The following is a 16,977-nucleotide window of genomic DNA, read 5'->3' as shown; positions in this document are numbered from 1 at the left end:
GCTAAATGTACGACGATAACTTTTACAATATGGCGCACTCAAAATAAAAATAGCCTGCCAATTAAATAACCTCGGCAGGATACTATGAAAAAGATAATTATTAAAGCAACGTGTATTAGCGCATTATTATTGAGCACACAGGGATGGTGCGGGAATACGTCCGTCGACCTTCGCTTTGGTCATAATACGCGCGCAGACGTAAATGATTCACGCATTAAGGTCATGCATCAGGCGAATAACGGTTTTTACTTCTCCGTTGAAGCCGCACAAAACCATAATGATACGTTTTTTGGTGATACCGACAGATATAATCCCGACGACAAGGGGTTAACGGAAGCGGCACAGGAAATCGAAACGCGCTGGCGTTTCGATCTGGGAAATGGTTTCGCCGTTGCGCCTGGCATGGTGACGGTTTTCACCGCCAGCAATACGCATTACCGCCCCTTCATTCAGGGCTGGAAAGCCTTCGATAACGGTCTGAATCTCTCCGCCCGTTACCGCTATAACACCGTCAATGACGCGCACAGCGATAAAGAACTCGACGGCAGCGGTTATACTCGCCGCCAGTCACACCAGTTCGACATTTGGTTCGCGTATAACATCGGCAAATTCGGTATGTCCTATAACCCGCGCTTTCGCTGGCAGGATAACGTCGATCAGGGAACCGGGGATGACACCTACTGGGAGCATACCGTCGCGTTCAACTACAAGTTCGACGATGGCTGGACGCCATACGTCGAACTGGTTTCACTGGATAAAACGTACATCAATAATGACGGCAACCATGAAAATGATTATGCCGTACGTCTGGGAATAGTGAAGCAGCTCTGACGGCCTGACTACACCGTATCGTGCTGTAGCAGCCTACAGCCGATACGGTCCACGGCGCTTAACAGTTCAAGCTGCCCTTCCCGCTGATACAGCGAAACCGCGTTAATGTCGATTGGTAACGGCCAGCATAGCGTTGAGATCGACGCCAGTGTCGACCCCTGACGGGTAATCGCAATAATCTTCAACCCTTTGCGCAGCGCGTTACGCGCCATTTCAATCAGCGACTGCGTCTCCCCGGATTTACTGATCAACACCAGCGTCCCCTTCGATACGCGTGTCAACTGGTGCATGTCATTCAAAATAAGGTGCGGCAGGCTCGCCAGCGACAAAAAGCGCGACAGGTAGTTGAGGCTGGTGAGCGAGGCTCCCCGTGCGTAAAGATAGATATGGCTGGAATGCGTAAGCAACCTGGACACGTCTGTCACAATATCATCCGGCTGCGGCCCCACGTCGGGTGTAGCAGGTGCAGGTGTAAAATGGTCGCGTAAAAAACGGTACCGAAGCTCGGTATAGCTTTTATAGCCCATTTTTTTACATACACGATTAACGGATGTTGTCGTGGTAAAGGTATCACGGGCAATCTCTTTTGCCGATATATTAGAAATATTACACGCATGATGCTGAATGTATTCAAATATCAAACGTTCACTTCCCTGGAATGAATTCATCTATTACGCCCCGTTTAATCCCGAGATGATATTAACACAACAGAGAAATAGTCTCTGGAAGGCGCTTCACACATTGCATTTACGCGTATCACGATACGTAATTAGTATTAGCAAACATTAAAAACTGTTTTAGGTTCTCTTTATACTTCCCCTGTTTTCACATCCAGGGAATTATGACAATGACGAAACAAAAAGTTGTCGCGGTAACGGCCTGTCCGACAGGTATCGCACACACCTTTATGGCGGCGAATAAAATTATTGCATGGGCTAACGAGCACAATATCGAGGTAAAGGTCGAAACGCAGGGCAGCGACGGCGTTAAAAACCGTTTAACAAAACAGGATATCGCCTCCGCCACGGCCATTATTCTGGCAACCGACGTTCCCATTCAGGATGCCGAGCGTTTTGAAAACATCCCTCACCTTCAAACCCGCACACAAGAGCTGATCAAACATACCGATCGCTATCTGCGTCAGGCGCTGGCAAAGGAAAAAAACGTCACCACTGTCGCACAAGAAGACGATCTTCAGCGTTCGGCTTACCAGATTTTTATTGGCCATATTATGGCGGCCATCAGCTATATGCTGCCGGTGGTGGTGATGGGCGGGCTGATGATGGCGACGGCCAAAATAACCGGGCAGTTTATTAACATCGAACATTCGCCGTTCAGCGTGCTGGATAAAGTGGGCTTTATGACCATTAAGTTCATGTATCCCGTTTTTGCGATGTATCTGGCGTTTTCCATTGCCGGTAAACCGGCACTCATCCCCGGTCTCATTGGCGGCATCATGTCAGACGAAGTCTATAAGCGCTTCTTTGATATCGAAGGCTTTATGCCATCCGGCTTTTTCGGCGCCATTGGTATCGGCTTTTTTGTGGGCTATCTGGTGCGCTGGCTCAATGATTCGATTCACGTCCGCCAGCAGCTCACCACCATTAAAACCATGCTGCTCGTCCCGCTGATCACCGGCATTACGCTGGTGATGGTCATGGAATATTTGATTAACCCGATTTTTGGCTCGCTTAACCAGCTGATGGTGGTCTTTTTTACCTCGGCAGGTGACACCGGGCGCGGGTTCTATTCCGCGATGATTGCCGCGGGCACCGCGTTCGACCTGGGCGGTCCGGTCAACAAGGCGGCAGGCTCGGTCGCGCTCGGCCTGAATGGCATGAGCGAGACGTTTGATTTAACCGCCCGCGAACTCTCCATCGTGATCCCCTCCATTGGCGTCGGCTTTGCTGCGTTCCTCAACGGCCGCTTTGGATTACCGGATGTCTTTAGCCAGGAAGAGAAAACCGTCGGTAGCACCTCGTTGTTGCTGGGCGTGATTGGGATCTCCGAAGGCGCGATCCCGTTCATCCTGAAAAACCCACGTCTGATCCCGGTGTTCATGACCGGTGCCGTCGCCGGCGCGCTGGTCGCCATTACCCTTGGCGTGAAGCAGACGCTGCCTCTGCCAGCCGTCTGGGGCTGGCCGCTGGCAACCAACGTGGCGGGCTACCTGGCGAGCGTCTTTATTGGCGCACTGATTTGCGCCCTGGGCGTACTCTATGTCAGCCCAAAGAACGCCAGATAAGGGGAACGTCATGAATCAGATCCACGTCATTGCCCATACGCACTGGGATCAGGAGTGGTATTTCACCCGTCAGGACAGCATGGTGCTGGCGTCATATAATTTTGCGGACGTCATCAACACGCTGGAGCAGGACTCCGCTTACACCTGCTATCACCTTGACGGACAGATGGCGGTAGTGGAGGACTTTCTCGCCATCAATCCTGATTATCGCGCCAGGCTGGAAAAGCTGGTCAGAGAAAAAAGGATCTTCGTAGGGCCATGGTATACCCAGACGGACACCTACAACGTGCATGGCGAATCGATTATCCGCAACCTGAAGTACGGCATTTTTTCTGCCCGGACGCTGGGGCATGCGATGCAGGTTGGGTATCTTCCGGATACCTTTGGCCACAATGCGCAAATGCCCACGATCTTGCAGGGCTGCAATATCGACAATATCGTCTTCTGGCGCGGTATCGATCACGACAGGCACGCCAAAAGCAGCCAGTTCCTCTGGCGCGCACCCTCAGGTGCGACCGTCATCGCCTGTGCGATGGCGCTCGGTTATGGCGCGGCTAAAAACATGCGTTCGGAAGCCTCCCATCTCCGGGGAAAAATCTACCCGATGACCACACTTTTGCGTTCACGGGCCGGTCTAAACGACCTGCTCCTGCCCTGCGGCGGCGATCAGGTCAGCATCGACCCGGCGCTGCCGAAAATCCTGGAGGTCGCCAGCGCACAGTCCCCGGATCAGGACCGTTACTTCATCAGTTCTCTGGAGCGTTATGTAGAAACCCTTCGCGCGCAGCGTGAACAGTTTGAGCTCCTGGAAGGGGAGCTGAAATCGCCGCGCTACACCCGCATCCATAAAACGATCGGCTCCGTGCGCTACGACATCAAAAAGAAAAACGATGAGGTTGAACAGTTCATCCTGCGACAGCTGGAGCCGACAATCGCAATGGCGCGTCACCAGGGGATTCCGGTCAACCTCGCGGTAGTCGACACCCTCTGGAAAAAGCTGTTGCGAAACCATGCCCACGATTCCATTGGCGGCTGTAATAGCGATGCCACCAACCGCGACATTCTGCATCGACTGGAACAAACCGAACAGCTGTGCCATAGCCTGTGGAATCTGGTGGTGAAAACCCTGGCCGCCGCCTGCGTTCAGGATGGCGACCTGCTGATTTTTAACTCGCTGGCTACCCCAACGCAGCGCGTGGTGATAACCACCCTATCGCCCTGACGCATCAGGGGCAGCCCATCCCTTTCGACGTCCTGGAAAGAGACATTCTGCCCGGCGGAACGGCGATCTCCCTTACCGCCGAGGGCGAGTGCGAGACGCCCCTTCTCCCTTATTACCGCTGGCACGTTGCGGTAAAGACACCGGTTCTGCCGCCGATCGGCTATCTCACCGTTAACGTTGAAGAAGACCCTGCGCCTTTCCTGGCGTCTGAAAAGATAAAGGGCAGCGAGATTGAGAATGCGCATTATCGACTGTCGCTGGATGCCGGAACGCTTACCCTGCATGACAAACGCAGCGGCAGACGTATCCCCTCTTTCTTTACCTTTGAAGACTGCGTGGACGCGGGCGACAGCTACGATTTCTCACCGCTTGCGGGCGACGCGCCGACGCGCTGTTCGCATTTTACGCTCGTCGACGGCGTAAAAACGCCGCTTGTCGAAAAGCTGACCGTCGAGGCCACAATGCGTCTTCCGCAGGATCTCGCCAGCCGTCAGGATACGGCCCGAACGCCGTTATCCATTCGTCTGGTCTGCGAATTACGCCACGACGATCCGAATCTGTATGTCGAGGCTTCGCTGGAAAACAGCCACTGCGATCACCGGCTACGTTTACTGATCGGCAGCGATGTTCACACCCGTCACGCTATCGCCTCACAGCCCTTCGCAATCATCCAGCGCGAAACGGGATATGACGGTGAACACTGGCAAGAACGCTATCGCGAGAAGCCCGTGGATATCGAAACCAGCGAGGGCATTATCGCTGTCACGGAACCGGGTAAAGCGCTGGTTGTGACTAGCCGTGGCATGAAAGAATTTCAGATTATCGGCAGCGAACCCGCTGCTATTGCCCTGACGATGTTTAAATCGACGGGCGTGCTCGGACGCAGCGATCTCGAATGGCGACCGGGTCGGGCCTCCGGCATCAATAATACGGTGGTTGAGACTCCTGATGCCCAGTTGCTGAAACCGTTGCGCTTTTCATTCACCGTCGCGCTGGCCGACAACGCCGACCACCTCACGCTGCGCCAGCTGGAAAATCAGGCGGCTGGACAGCCCTTCACCTACCAACGGCAAACGCTACACACGCTCGATCACCGTCTTGAGCGTTTTTCGTTGCGTCTGCCCGAGCGCAGGCTTCCGGCAGAGTTCTCGCTACTGACCGTGCCGGAGCCGCTCATCCTTTCCGCTCTGCCCCATGCGCAGCTGCTGCATGGCACCGTCTTACGCGTATTTAACGCCGGGACACAACCGGCTCCCGTCCCGGAAAGTCTGGCAGTGTTACGGCAGATCAACTATCTGGAAGAGCCGATGCAACCGGTAACGGCGATCCTCCCCTCCGCAACCTGCGATTTTTTGATTGAGGCTTAATATGAACTTGCTGGCATTGACGCATCCCGATCTGGTGTTTATCAACCCGCCCCAACGCACGCCGGAAGCAGTGATCCGTTGGCTCACCGAGCCGCTCGCCAGGCGGAAGGTCATCAACGATCGAGAGGCATTTATCGAAAGCGTTTTACAACGTGAAAGTGAAGGCCCTACCGCGCTGGGTGAAGCGCTCGCTGTCCCGCACGGTAAAACCGAGGCGGTGCAACAGGCGGCATTTTGTCTGGCGCTCTTTGACGATCCGATATGCTGGCCGGGACTGGAAGGTGATGAAGAGGTGAGGATGGTTTTCCTGCTCGCCATTCCGCCAGCGGAAGCAGGCAGTACGCATATGCACCTGCTGACGACGCTGACCAGCAGACTCACGGATGAGCGGGTGCGTGAGCAATTGCTGGCGGCGCGTACGCGGGAAGAGGCGATGTCTGCGCTGAGTAATGAAGGTTCTCAAAAACAGGACGATGCCCCCGAAAGCTCTCCTCTCATCCCGTTGGTACTGGGCTGCATCGTTACCGTAGCCTTTTTGCAGGCAGGGTTGAGCTGGGCCTGCGGGGTGAGTTAATCGAGCAGCGCTCAGCACAGGCTCTGCTGAGCGCTTGTTTTTGTTGAATAATTAATCAGATTTTTCCTTCGAGTCTTTACAATTGCCCCAGCGCCCGCCGTTTGTACTCTCGTCTTTTTACTTTGTTCTGCATCAAAAAAATCGCAAACTTGTTTGATGCAAATCACTATATGTAGCACTTAAAATGCACGCCGACCCAACATCTTGTATTTATCGTCTACTATTCCAACAACAAGACGGCGCGAACGCTGGCCGGAATTGTGGATAACACGGGCTGGGCACGCGGGAAGTCTTTGCCGCGGCGAGGAATACGCCCGGTGAATACTTCTCCACCTTTGTGGATAACCTGTTTTTAAAATGGAGTGATCATGACACCGCATGTGATGAAACGTGATGGCTGTAAAGTGCCGTTTAAATCAGAGCGCATCAAAGAAGCCATTCTGCGTGCAGCTAAAGCAGCGGGAGTCGATGACGCAGATTACTGCGCCACCGTCGCAGAAGTCGTTAGCAGCCAGATGCATGAACGCAGCCAGGTGGATATCAACGAGATCCAGACCGCGGTTGAAAACCAGCTGATGTCTGGTCCGTACAAGCAGCTGGCGCGCGCCTACATTGAGTATCGTCACGACCGTGACGTCCAGCGTGAGAAACGCGGTCGCCTGAACCAGGAGATCCGCGGCCTGGTGGAGCAAACCAACTCGTCGCTGCTCAATGAAAATGCCAACAAAGACAGCAAAGTGATCCCAACCCAGCGCGACCTGCTGGCCGGTATCGTCGCCAAGCACTATGCCCGCCAGCACCTGCTGCCGCGCGACGTGGTGTCTGCGCACGAGCGCGGTGAGATCCACTATCACGATCTCGACTACTCGCCGTTCTTCCCGATGTTTAACTGCATGCTGATCGACCTGAAAGGCATGCTGACCCACGGTTTTAAAATGGGTAACGCCGAGATTGAGCCGCCGAAATCCATCTCCACCGCGACGGCGGTCACGGCGCAGATCATCGCCCAGGTGGCGAGCCACATCTATGGCGGCACCACCATTAACCGCATCGATGAAGTGCTGGCCCCGTTCGTGGCCGAGAGCTTCAACAAACACCGTAAAACGGCGGAAGAGTGGCAGATCCCGGATGCCGACGGTTACGCCCGTTCCCGCACCGAGAAAGAGTGCTACGACGCGTTCCAGTCGCTGGAATATGAGGTAAACACGCTGCACACCGCCAACGGCCAGACGCCGTTTGTGACCTTCGGGTTTGGCCTCGGCACCAGCTGGGAATCACGCCTGATCCAGCAGTCTATTCTGCGCAACCGCATCTCCGGCCTCGGTAAAAACCGTAAAACGGCGGTGTTCCCGAAACTGGTGTTCGCCATTCGTGACGGCCTGAACCACAAGTTTGGCGATCCGAACTATGACATCAAGCAGCTGGCGCTGGAGTGCGCGAGCAAGCGTATGTACCCGGACATCCTCAACTACGACCAAGTGGTGAAAGTCACCGGTTCGTTTAAAACGCCAATGGGCTGCCGCAGCTTCCTCGGCGTGTACGAAGATGAGAACGGCGAGCAGATCCACGACGGGCGCAACAACCTGGGCGTCATCAGCCTGAACCTGCCGCGCATCGCGCTGGAAGCTAAAGGGAATGAAGCGGCCTTCTGGACGCTGCTGGATGAACGTTTACAGCTGGCACGTAAGGCGCTGATGACCCGCATCGCCCGTCTTGAAGGGGTGAAAGCCCGCGTCGCGCCAATTCTCTATATGGAAGGAGCCTGCGGCGTGCGCCTGAAGGCGGACGATGATGTGTCGGAGATCTTCAAAAACGGTCGCGCGTCGATCTCTCTTGGCTATATCGGCATTCACGAAACGATTAACGCGCTGTTTGGCGACAAGCACATCTATGACAACGACGCCCTGCGTGAGAAAGGTATCGCGATTGTGCAGCGCCTGCGCGATGCGGTAGACCAGTGGAAAGAGGAAACTGGCTACGGTTTCAGCCTGTACAGCACGCCGAGCGAAAACCTCTGCGATCGCTTCTGCCGTCTGGACACCGCCGAGTTCGGCATCGTGGAAGGCGTGACCGACAAAGGTTACTACACCAACAGCTTCCACCTCGATGTGGAGAAGAAGGTGAACCCGTACGACAAGATCGACTTTGAAGCGGCCTATCCGCCCATCGCGAACGGCGGTTTTATCTGCTACGGCGAGTACCCGAACATTCAGCACAACCTGAAGGCGCTGGAAGACGTGTGGGATTACAGCTATCAGCACGTGCCGTACTACGGAACCAACACGCCAATTGACGAGTGCTACGAGTGCGGCTTTACCGGTGAGTTCGAATGCACCAGCAAAGGCTTCACCTGCCCGAAATGCGGTAACCACGACGCAGCCCGCGTCTCCGTGACCCGCCGCGTGTGCGGCTACCTCGGCAGCCCGGATGCCCGTCCGTTTAACGCCGGTAAGCAGGAAGAGGTGAAGCGCAGGGTGAAACATCTGGGGAATGGGCAGATCGGGTAATCCGCTGCCACGTTAATGCCCGGTGGCGCTGCGCTTACCGGGCCTACGGACCGCTCTCTTTTGTAGGCCGGGTAAGCGCAGCGCCACCCGGCGTGGTTATTCGCGATGAACTATCACCAGTACTACCCCGTCGACATCGTCAACGGCCCCGGCACCCGCTGTACCCTGTTTGTATCAGGCTGCGTTCACGAGTGCCCCGGCTGCTACAACAAAAGCACCTGGCGCCTGAACTCGGGTATGCCGTTTACCGCTGAGATGGAAGACCGCATCATCAACGACCTGAACGACACGCGCATCAAACGCCAGGGGATCTCGCTCTCCGGCGGCGACCCGCTCCATCCGCAAAACGTGCCGGCGATCCTGAAGCTGGTAAAACGCATCCGCCGCGAGTGCGCGGGAAAAGACGTCTGGGTCTGGACGGGCTATAAGCTGGATGAACTGAATGCGCAGCAGATGGAAGTGGTGGATCTGATTAACGTCCTGGTCGACGGCAAGTTCGTGCAGGATCTAAAAGATCCTATGCTTATCTGGCGCGGCAGCAGCAACCAGGTTGTGCATCATCTGCGTTGAATGAAGGCGGATATCCTCTGTCCGCCTGAACGTCAAAACCGACTCAAACTCTCCATCGCCTCAGCCTTAAACGCCGCAAAATTCTCGCACTGGCACAGGCGCGCCATCGCGCGTTCACGCAGGAAGGTGACAAAGATGTCGTAAATCGCCATTGCCTCTTCGTACTCGCTTTTGCTGATGGCGAGCAGGAAGATGACATGGGCAGTTTCATCTCCCCACTGAATGCCCTGCGGCGCCAGCACGGTGTAGACCACCGTTTTTTGCGCCAGCAGCCCGAGGGAGTGCGGCAGCGCGATGCCGTCGCCGAGCATGGTGCTGACAATGGCTTCACGCTCGATAACCGATTCCAGAAACTCCGCGCCGACAAAACCTTCCCCTTCAAGCTGCCCGCACAGTTCGCGGAACAGCGTTTGCTGGTCGACAGGCTTGTCGAGAATGCGGAAATGGGCCGCGTCGAAGTATTTTTCCAGCATCCACGGGCGGGTGCGATCCACCAGCACCAGCTTGCCGATCTGCTCTAACTGATAATCGGTCGGGAACGGGGCGATCATCACCACCGGTTTGGATTTTTCGCTCACGCGGGCGGTGGAGATCACGAAGTCTTCGCCAATGGCATCGGCAAGCTCGTACTCACGAAGGGTGAGCGTGCGCGTCACCTCAATCTGCGGATATTTACGCTGAAGTACCGCCTCGATCATGCGAACCATCGCGTTACCGGCGTCGCACACCAGCAGCACCCGCGGCTGGCGCTGGTAGCCGATATTGTAATGGCGCTCCAGCCCGACGCCGATATGCAGCACCAGAAAACCAATTTCGTTTTCGCTGATCACATACGGGGTGTATTTGCCCCAGCTCGACACCGCCGCGAGGGTCATATCCCACGCCATCGGGTAGTGCTGCTTGATGTTATCCAGCAGCGGATTGGGGATCATGATTTGATACCGCACGCGGGTAATCATGGTTTTGATGTGCGTGAGCAGATCTGCATGCAGTTGCTCATCGCTCAGCAGGTTGTAGTTATAGTGGGTGTTGATGTAGCGCAGAATGTAGTTAACCAGCGCTTCATCGTCGTCGGCGTTAATGGCACTGGGGGCGATCTCCTGGATCTGCCGCGCCGCAATGTGCACGCACAGCCAGCTCTCTTCTGACGGCGAAAGCGCTTTGCCCGCCAGCTCCTGGATAGCCACCGCGATATCTTTCGCCGCCTCACGCACGTTCTCTTCCACGTCCTCCGCGTGGAATTCCGGCAGCGGATACCCCTCGCTGATGCGCCGCACCGACACCGCGCAGTACAGGCGCAGGAACAGCTCGCCTTCATCGGTCAGGCGAATGTGATGGCGCGTCAGCGCATCGTGCAGCACCGGCACCATCTTTTCCGCCACCCCCGCGTTCAGCGCCACGTCGGTCACCAGCGGGTTCAGGCTGTCCTGCTGCGCCAGCTCCCACAGGAGGTCGGTCAGGCAGGCGCGGATCGCCATCTCGCTGCCAAACAGCTTCATCCCGTGGCGCGGGCGGGTTTCCAGCGTCAGGTTGTAACGGTGAAACCACTCACGCACTTCCACCATGTCGCTCTGCAACGTGGCCCGGCTGACGAACCACTCATCGGCCAGATCCTCCAGCTTGAGGGAAAAGGCTGACGTCAGAAAACGCACCACCAGATAGTGCACGCGCTCGGTCCGGTTCGCGGAATACGCAGCGCGCGCGGGTGGGACGCCTGCAATTGTTGATAGCGCACCACATCATTAATTTTGAGCTGATAGCCGTTGCCCCGGCTCAAAATGAACTGCGCGCCGTGGCTGGCCAGCAGCGCGTTCAGGGCGGTGATATCCGCCCGGACGGTTCGCGTGGAGACCGACAGCCGCTGCGCCAGCTCGTCCTGTGGCAGCGTCTCGTTTTGCAACAGATCGAAAAGTTGCGCTAAACGTTGGTTCGGAAATCGCACGTCGTTGTCCTCTTACTGCTCAGGGTGAAATGACCATCTGGGATGGGCTGCCGACCGGGGTATAGTCTGGCTCGGCGCTCAGCTTGCCGTCCGGCGCCACGCGGAAACGGGTAATGTTGTCGCTGCGCTGGTTCATGACGTACAGCCAGCGACCCTGCTTATCGAGCGTCAGGGTGCGCGGATAGTCGCCGCGCGTCCAGACATCATCCTGATGCGTCAGCGTACCCTCCGCCGTTACGGTAAAGTGCCCGATGCTGTTATGCAAACGGTTAGCGACATACAGCTGTTTCCCGTCGGCGCTTAGCGCCAGCCCGGCAGCAAAACTGGTGCCTTTATAACCGTCCGGCAGGGCTGAAACCGTTTTACCCTCTTTCAGCCTGCCATTACTGTCCAGCGCATAATGGGTGAGCGTAGACGCCTCTTCGTTAATCAGCCACAGGGCATCGCCTTTCGGCGTAAAAACGAAGTGGCGCGGCCCGGCCCCTTTTGAGGAGGCGCTGATAAATGGCGGATCGTTCGGAGTCAGCTTCCCGGTTTGATCGTCAAAACGGTACTGATAGATGCGATCCAGCCCCAGATCGGTGGAAAAAACGTATTTCCCGCCCGGATCGGCGGCGATCATGTGCGCATGTGGGCCGTTATGATCGCTGATGGCGAAACTGCCCTCGACGGCAGCTTCCGGCTTCGCCGCGCCCGGTTCGCCTTTGTCCTGATGGGTGTCCGTAGCATCGCCCAGGCTGCCGTCTGCGTTAACGGGCAGCACCGCGACAGTTCCGCTGACGTAGTTTGCCACCAGCAGATGTTTGCCGTTCGGCGTCAGGGAAAGATACACCGGCCCCGCGCCGCCGGAGGACACCTGATTCAGCTCGTTCAGCGCGCCGTTATCACCGATGCGCAGCGCCTGCACCACGCCCTGCTCCACTTCGCTTGCCAGATACAGCGTTTTGCCGTCGTGTGAGACGGTTAACTGCGCGGCGTTCGGCAGTTTGCTCACCAGTGTTTTATCGTTCAGCGCACCGGTTTGCGGATCGACGGTAAAGCGGTACAGCCCTTCACCGTTCGGATTATAGGTGCCCACCCAGGCGTACTGGGTTTGAGCGATTGCAGAGGTAGCAAGTAAAGAGAGTGAAGCGACAAGCAGGGTACGGGTGTGCATGGTGGCTCCTTCGGGTGTGTGCGGTTTGTTTCCCCTCACCCCAGCCCTCTCCCAAAGGGAGAGGGGGTAAAGGTTCCCTCTCCCGGTGGGAGAGGGTTAGGGTGAGGGGCAGGTTCTACTTAACCAGCTTCTTCGTCATCGCCAGCAGCGTGCGCACATCTTCCGGACGCGTATCACCGCTGGCTTTATCGATAATCGAGCTGTAGATATGCGGGATGATTTTGCTCACGCCCGCATCCAGGGCGATCTGCAAGATCGCCTCGAAGTTCTCCAGATCGATTCCCCCGGTCGGCTCCAGCCAGAAGTCGTGACGGGCGCAAGCTTCCGCCACCGCCTGGTATTCGTCACGGCATTTCAGGCCGCCCATCGGGAAGTACTTGATGGAGCTGCCGCCGAAATCTTTCAGCAGGGCGATAGCGGTTTCAACCGGCACTATGCCGTCCGGCGCTTTGCTGCTCAGCGGGCCGGTGGAGATTTTCACCATCCCGACGGTGCCGGTCGGGGAGACCAGACCGTTGACCACGGACTCATTCTGCCCCAGCAGCGCGCGGCTGGTGGCCACGCCGGTAAAGACCTGGTTAACGTGCTGCGGCTGCACCTGGCGGGAGATTTCACTCACCATCGCCGACTGGTTCGGGTCGCCCGCGCCCAGCCCCACGGAGAGCGCATTATCAATCAGGGCTGCGTATTCGCGCATGTCCGCAACCGCGCTCGCCACGTCCGGGTAATTTTTGGAGAGCACGCCCACCAGCACATGACCTTCCGCCGCCTCGTAAATGGCGCTGGCGTTGGCCTTTGAGCCTGCCAGCACGTTCAGGCAGACGCGGTCACGGTAAAAGTTGGGGGTCAGTTTCATGCGTTTTTCTCCTGTCCTAATACTTCGCTAATGCGGCGGTACACGATGTTCAGCTGGTCAGCATTCACGCTGCGCACGTCCGCCTCGATAATCCCTTCGTTGGCCTTATAGCCACGGAAGTAAATGGCGTATTCGCCCTGTTTCAGCTTCGCCACCAGATCGCCCGTGCCGACGCCCGTAGCGGCTTCGTCGAACTTAATCTCGGTACGGGCGATATCGCGACCGGCGCTGTCCCAGACCACGCGCGCGGTCACGCCGTTCAGGGTGTTCAACGCGTCGATAAACGGCGTCATCTTCGCCACCATCTCGGCCCCGCTCTCTTTGGTCGCCGTCAGGTAGTGTTCGATGGCGCAGGTCAGGCCCAGGATACCCTCTTTGCCCACTTTCATCGCGCGACCAATGCCCGCCGTCTGGCGCTTCACCCACTCAACGTACTGGGTTTTGCCGATCACCAGCCCGCTGGTTGGCCCTTCGATCGCCTTCGCGCCGCTGTAGATCACCAGATCGGCGCCGGAGCGGTAGTAGGCGTGCAGATCTTCTTCCGCCGCCGCATCGACGATCAGCGGGAGATCGTGCTTGCGCGCCACGACCGCCGCCTGCTCGACGCTGAGCATGCTTTTCTGCACGCAGTGGTGCGATTTGATGTAGAGGATCGCCGCCGTGCGCGGAGTGATCGCCGCCGCCAGCTGATCGGCAGAGCATTCGTTGGCGTAGCCCGCCTCCACAAGCTTGCCGCCGCCCAGCGCCACCATGGTGCCCACCGGCGCGCCAAAGTTCACGTTGTGGCCTTTCGGCAGGACGATTTCGTTGTTTTCAATCGGTGTGACGTGCAGGTTTTCCAGCAGCCAGTCGCTGTCTTTCACCAGCACCGCCGCCACGGACTGGGCAATGCCCGCCGACGCGCAGGAGACCACCGTCGCCCCTTCCACCTCCAGCAGCTTCGCGATGTATTCCCCGGTTTTATTGACCAGATCCTTCATCTCGAAATAGTGATTCATGCCGTCCATCGCCGCCTGCACCACTTCCGGGCGCGGCGTGGAGACACCCAGCGCCGTCATTCGGCCAGAGGTGTTGATAACCTGCTTTAAGTTGTACTTCTCATAAATCGAAGGCATGTTCCGTGCTCCCTTGTTCGGTCATGTAGCCCTTGCCCGCGCGGATCGCGGCAAGCGGCATCAGAATGTGTTCAGCCTGTAGGCTGTCGTTTTCGGCATCCGTCAGCACCGTCGGCTGGCGCTTGAGCGTAAACAGCGTCAGATCAGCGTCGAGGCCAGGCTGAATGCGGCCTTTGCGCGTCAGGCGCAGGCCGTCGGCGGCGTTGGCCGTGACACAGTCAATCACCTGCGGCAATGACATGCCGATGGCGAGGAATTTCGACATCACGCTCGCCAGCGAGCCGACCGGGCCGTTGATGCGGTTGCGGCAGTAAATATCCGAGCTGATGGTATGCGGCAGAATGCCCATCGCAATGGCGCGCTTCGCCACTTCAAAGCTGAAGCTCGCCGTGCCGTGACCGACGTCCAGGCGCACGCCGCGCTTCAGCGCAGACGTAATGGAGGCGCGTAGCTCGCCGGAGGGCGTCAGAATGCGGTTAGGCTTGCCGTTGTAGCAGTGGGTGATGATGTCGCCGGAGCTCAGCAGTTCGGCAATCTCATCGAGGTTCGGCGGGTTGTTGCCGATGTGCACCATCAGCGGCAGGTCGCTGTTCTCTTTCTGAATCGCTTTCGCGCGCTCCAGCGGGGTGATGCCGTTTTCACCGACCACGCTGCTGCTCATGCGCGCCTTCAGGCCAACGATAAAATCCGGGTGGCGCGTCACCGCCTGCTTCACCGCATCGGCGTCAATGTTCGCCATGTTGGCCAGCTCGTTCTGGGCGATCAGCCCCACGCGGGAGATGTTCAGCAGGGCAAACACCTCGGTGGAGGCTTTGCGAGTGATGGCGTAAAAATCGTCCACGTCGTCGGATCCGGTACTGCCCGCGTCCACCACGGTGGTGACGCCGGTGGCAATGCCCACGCTGTCCGGCTCGTCGTGGTAAATCGGGGAGTTCGGGTAGCAGTGGACGTGGGAGTCAATCCAGCCCGCGCTGACGAACACGTCGCCGTTCAGCTCAACCGTTTTGCGGGCGGGAGCGTCAATGTCGCCTGTCGCGGCAATCTTCCCGTCCTGGATGGCGATATCGGTCAGGGTATCGTCGGCGAGGCGCGCACGGCGCAGGAGTAAATCAAACATGAGGATCTCCTGATAAAGCGGGCACCGAAGCGCCCGCGGGTATTAAAGGGCGACCGGGAACAGCCAGCCCAAAATCATTGCGCCGAGGATGGCGCCACCGGTAATCGGCTTCTGCCAGATGTAGAACAGCAGCGCGCCTACCAGGGAACCGACGCCGATTGGAATGGAGGCGGTCATGGCGCTGAGGATAATCAACGGCCCGAGGAAGCGGCCGGAGGCGTTACCCGCGCCCATCATCACGTCTGCGCCGTAGGTGGAGTTGCTCTGATTGATGGTGAACTTACGCGCCAGGATGATGACGTAGCCAATCGCCAGGCCAATCACCAGGCCGGTAATCAGCGCGGCAATGAAGTTGGTCACCGGGAACATGATCCCCGCGCCCAGCAGCAGCGCCGGAACGCCGAGGCCCACGCCGGTCTGGATCGCACCGCCGATATCGAGAATACCCACCAGCGAGCCTTCGATAATACGGGCGAACAGGAAGCTAGCACCGAACGCCGCCACCGCGCCGTAGACGCCGGTATCGATTCCCGCTTTCAGCATCGCCACGAAGGCCACTTCGTTAAACGCGCCGATGCCGTAGAGGTAGTACATGTGCGTCCCGGCGAAGACGCCGGAGGAGAGCAGGCCAACGAAGATCGGGAACGACCAGTCGGCATACCAAAAACCTTTATTCTGTTCCATTTAGAGGCTCCTGTTATTTACCGCTGAGCGAGTTGTGGATCATGTCGAGCCAGTTCGGCACGGTCAGATGGAAGGATTCGATCATCTTCATGTCGAAACCGCGGAAGAAGCCGCTCAGCACGAAGAGCAGGACGATCGCCGCCATCATCACTTTGGTGACGTGGTTCCAGCCACTCTCTTCAACACCTTTACCAATCAGAATACCCAGTACCAGACCCGGTACGGCGTTACCCATGATCAGCTGTGCCGCGCCGCCAAAGATGGTGGCCCAGAAGCCCGATTTTTTACCCGCGTCGATGGCCGCCAGCCAGAAGATCACCGGCATCACGGTGTTGACCAGCAGGTTCGCCGCCGGTACCAGCACCTTCACGGCGGTCACCTGAAGCGCTGCCGGAACGGAGGAGGCGGTCAGGTTAAGGAAGGTCACGACAATCATGCCGATGATGCCGCAGGCAATCGCCATTTTGCGCGGGTCATGCAGCGTTTCACCGACGTTACGGTTTTTAATCATCAGTGCAGCAGCACCCCAGTTCGGGATGATGCGGTGGTCAACGTCCTGTGTGAAGGCACCTGCGGCCACGGAAGAGGCCCAGGCGTTAAAGAAGAAACCTAACCCAAAGGAGAAGTGGGACGCCGGATCCCCTTCGCAGGAGTTCAGTTCCCCCAACGTACGAAACGCGCCCATACCCTGAGTGGTAGGCGCATGAAACATGCGTGCAGCCCCGGCGCCAACACCGACGCCAACCAGGCCGCCAATGATGAGCGATTTTATTAATATAATTAAGAACATC

12 protein-coding genes and 2 pseudogenes are annotated in these 16,977 nt (G+C 57.4%); 6 read left to right on the top strand and 8 right to left on the bottom strand.

What is annotated here, in order from left to right; all coding sequences use genetic code 11:
• The first annotated feature begins 84 nt into the window (after positions 1-84).
• A complete protein-coding gene (locus tag L379_RS20155) occupies positions 85-831 on the top strand; it encodes an oligogalacturonate-specific porin KdgM family protein (RefSeq protein ID WP_032652330.1) in 747 nt (248 codons plus the stop codon).
• Between the two features lie 8 nt (positions 832-839).
• Here the strand turns inward: L379_RS20155 and L379_RS20160 are convergent, their stop codons facing one another.
• Positions 840-1,499: a MurR/RpiR family transcriptional regulator gene (locus L379_RS20160; RefSeq protein ID WP_015572516.1), complete on the bottom strand. Its 660-nt coding sequence runs from the start codon at positions 1,497-1,499 to the stop codon at positions 840-842.
• Between the two features lie 179 nt (positions 1,500-1,678).
• Here L379_RS20160 and L379_RS20165 point away from each other — a divergent pair, with 179 nt between their 5' ends.
• From L379_RS20165 to nrdG, 5 genes and pseudogenes are all read left to right on the top strand, one after another.
• Positions 1,679-3,076, top strand: coding sequence for a PTS fructose transporter subunit IIC (locus tag L379_RS20165; protein ID WP_071842881.1), 1,398 nt, complete (start codon positions 1,679-1,681; stop codon positions 3,074-3,076).
• A gap of 10 nt (positions 3,077-3,086) precedes the next feature.
• Positions 3,087-5,665, top strand: a pseudogene (locus tag L379_RS0123805) (glycoside hydrolase family 38 C-terminal domain-containing protein).
• 1 nt (position 5,666) lies between these two features.
• A complete protein-coding gene (locus L379_RS20170; RefSeq protein WP_032652329.1) occupies positions 5,667-6,239 on the top strand; it encodes a PTS sugar transporter subunit IIA in 573 nt (190 codons plus the stop codon).
• A 368-nt stretch (positions 6,240-6,607) separates the two neighbouring features.
• A complete protein-coding gene (gene nrdD / locus L379_RS20175; RefSeq protein ID WP_015572514.1) occupies positions 6,608-8,746 on the top strand; it encodes an anaerobic ribonucleoside-triphosphate reductase in 2,139 nt (712 codons plus the stop codon).
• A gap of 105 nt (positions 8,747-8,851) precedes the next feature.
• On the top strand, positions 8,852-9,316 hold the full coding sequence (gene nrdG / locus L379_RS20180; protein ID WP_015572513.1) for an anaerobic ribonucleoside-triphosphate reductase-activating protein: 465 nt from the start codon (positions 8,852-8,854) through the stop codon (positions 9,314-9,316).
• A gap of 32 nt (positions 9,317-9,348) precedes the next feature.
• Here the strand turns inward: nrdG and L379_RS20185 are convergent.
• From L379_RS20185 to L379_RS20215, 7 genes and pseudogenes are all read right to left on the bottom strand, one after another.
• A pseudogene (locus L379_RS20185) lies at positions 9,349-11,258 on the bottom strand (transcription antiterminator).
• Between the two features lie 19 nt (positions 11,259-11,277).
• Complete coding sequence (locus L379_RS20190; protein ID WP_032652328.1) at positions 11,278-12,414, bottom strand: lactonase family protein; 1,137 nt, start codon at positions 12,412-12,414, stop codon at positions 11,278-11,280.
• A gap of 115 nt (positions 12,415-12,529) precedes the next feature.
• Complete coding sequence (locus L379_RS20195) at positions 12,530-13,270, bottom strand: 2-dehydro-3-deoxy-phosphogluconate aldolase (protein ID WP_017694646.1); 741 nt, start codon at positions 13,268-13,270, stop codon at positions 12,530-12,532.
• Positions 13,267-14,385: a DgaE family pyridoxal phosphate-dependent ammonia lyase gene (locus tag L379_RS20200; RefSeq protein ID WP_015572510.1), complete on the bottom strand. Its 1,119-nt coding sequence runs from the start codon at positions 14,383-14,385 to the stop codon at positions 13,267-13,269. The genes L379_RS20195 and L379_RS20200 overlap by 4 nt, the downstream gene beginning before the upstream one ends.
• Entirely contained in the window at positions 14,369-15,502 is a 1,134-nt protein-coding gene (locus tag L379_RS20205; RefSeq protein ID WP_032652324.1) for an amidohydrolase/deacetylase family metallohydrolase, read from the bottom strand. The genes L379_RS20200 and L379_RS20205 overlap by 17 nt, the downstream gene beginning before the upstream one ends.
• Positions 15,503-15,544: 42 nt before the next feature.
• Positions 15,545-16,186, bottom strand: coding sequence for a DUF4310 family protein (locus L379_RS20210; RefSeq protein ID WP_015572508.1), 642 nt, complete (start codon positions 16,184-16,186; stop codon positions 15,545-15,547).
• Between the two features lie 13 nt (positions 16,187-16,199).
• A complete protein-coding gene (locus L379_RS20215; protein ID WP_006810337.1) occupies positions 16,200-16,976 on the bottom strand; it encodes a DUF4311 domain-containing protein in 777 nt (258 codons plus the stop codon).
• Position 16,977: the final 1 nt, after the last annotated feature.

It is taken from the genome of Enterobacter sp. MGH 33, assembly GCF_000534535.1.
In the GTDB taxonomy this organism is placed as follows: Bacteria; Pseudomonadota; Gammaproteobacteria; order Enterobacterales; family Enterobacteriaceae; genus Enterobacter; species Enterobacter hormaechei_C.
Note: the sequence above shows the minus strand (reverse complement) of the source record. Positions and strands in the feature narration are given on the sequence as shown.

Coding starts and splice junctions, on each gene's coding strand:
- L379_RS20215 (WP_006810337.1), bottom strand. CDS start 16,976: ATGTTCTTAATTATATTAATAAAATCGCTCATCATTGGCGGCCTGGTT.
- L379_RS20160 (WP_015572516.1), bottom strand. CDS start 1,499: ATGAATTCATTCCAGGGAAGTGAACGTTTGATATTTGAATACATTCAG.
- L379_RS20155 (WP_032652330.1), top strand. CDS start 85: ATGAAAAAGATAATTATTAAAGCAACGTGTATTAGCGCATTATTATTG.
- L379_RS20205 (WP_032652324.1), bottom strand. CDS start 15,502: ATGTTTGATTTACTCCTGCGCCGTGCGCGCCTCGCCGACGATACCCTG.
- L379_RS20200 (WP_015572510.1), bottom strand. CDS start 14,385: ATGCCTTCGATTTATGAGAAGTACAACTTAAAGCAGGTTATCAACACC.
- L379_RS20195 (WP_017694646.1), bottom strand. CDS start 13,270: ATGAAACTGACCCCCAACTTTTACCGTGACCGCGTCTGCCTGAACGTG.
- L379_RS20170 (WP_032652329.1), top strand. CDS start 5,667: ATGAACTTGCTGGCATTGACGCATCCCGATCTGGTGTTTATCAACCCG.
- L379_RS20165 (WP_071842881.1), top strand. CDS start 1,679: ATGACGAAACAAAAAGTTGTCGCGGTAACGGCCTGTCCGACAGGTATC.
- L379_RS20190 (WP_032652328.1), bottom strand. CDS start 12,414: ATGCACACCCGTACCCTGCTTGTCGCTTCACTCTCTTTACTTGCTACC.
- L379_RS20210 (WP_015572508.1), bottom strand. CDS start 16,186: ATGGAACAGAATAAAGGTTTTTGGTATGCCGACTGGTCGTTCCCGATC.
- nrdD (WP_015572514.1), top strand. CDS start 6,608: ATGACACCGCATGTGATGAAACGTGATGGCTGTAAAGTGCCGTTTAAA.
- nrdG (WP_015572513.1), top strand. CDS start 8,852: ATGAACTATCACCAGTACTACCCCGTCGACATCGTCAACGGCCCCGGC.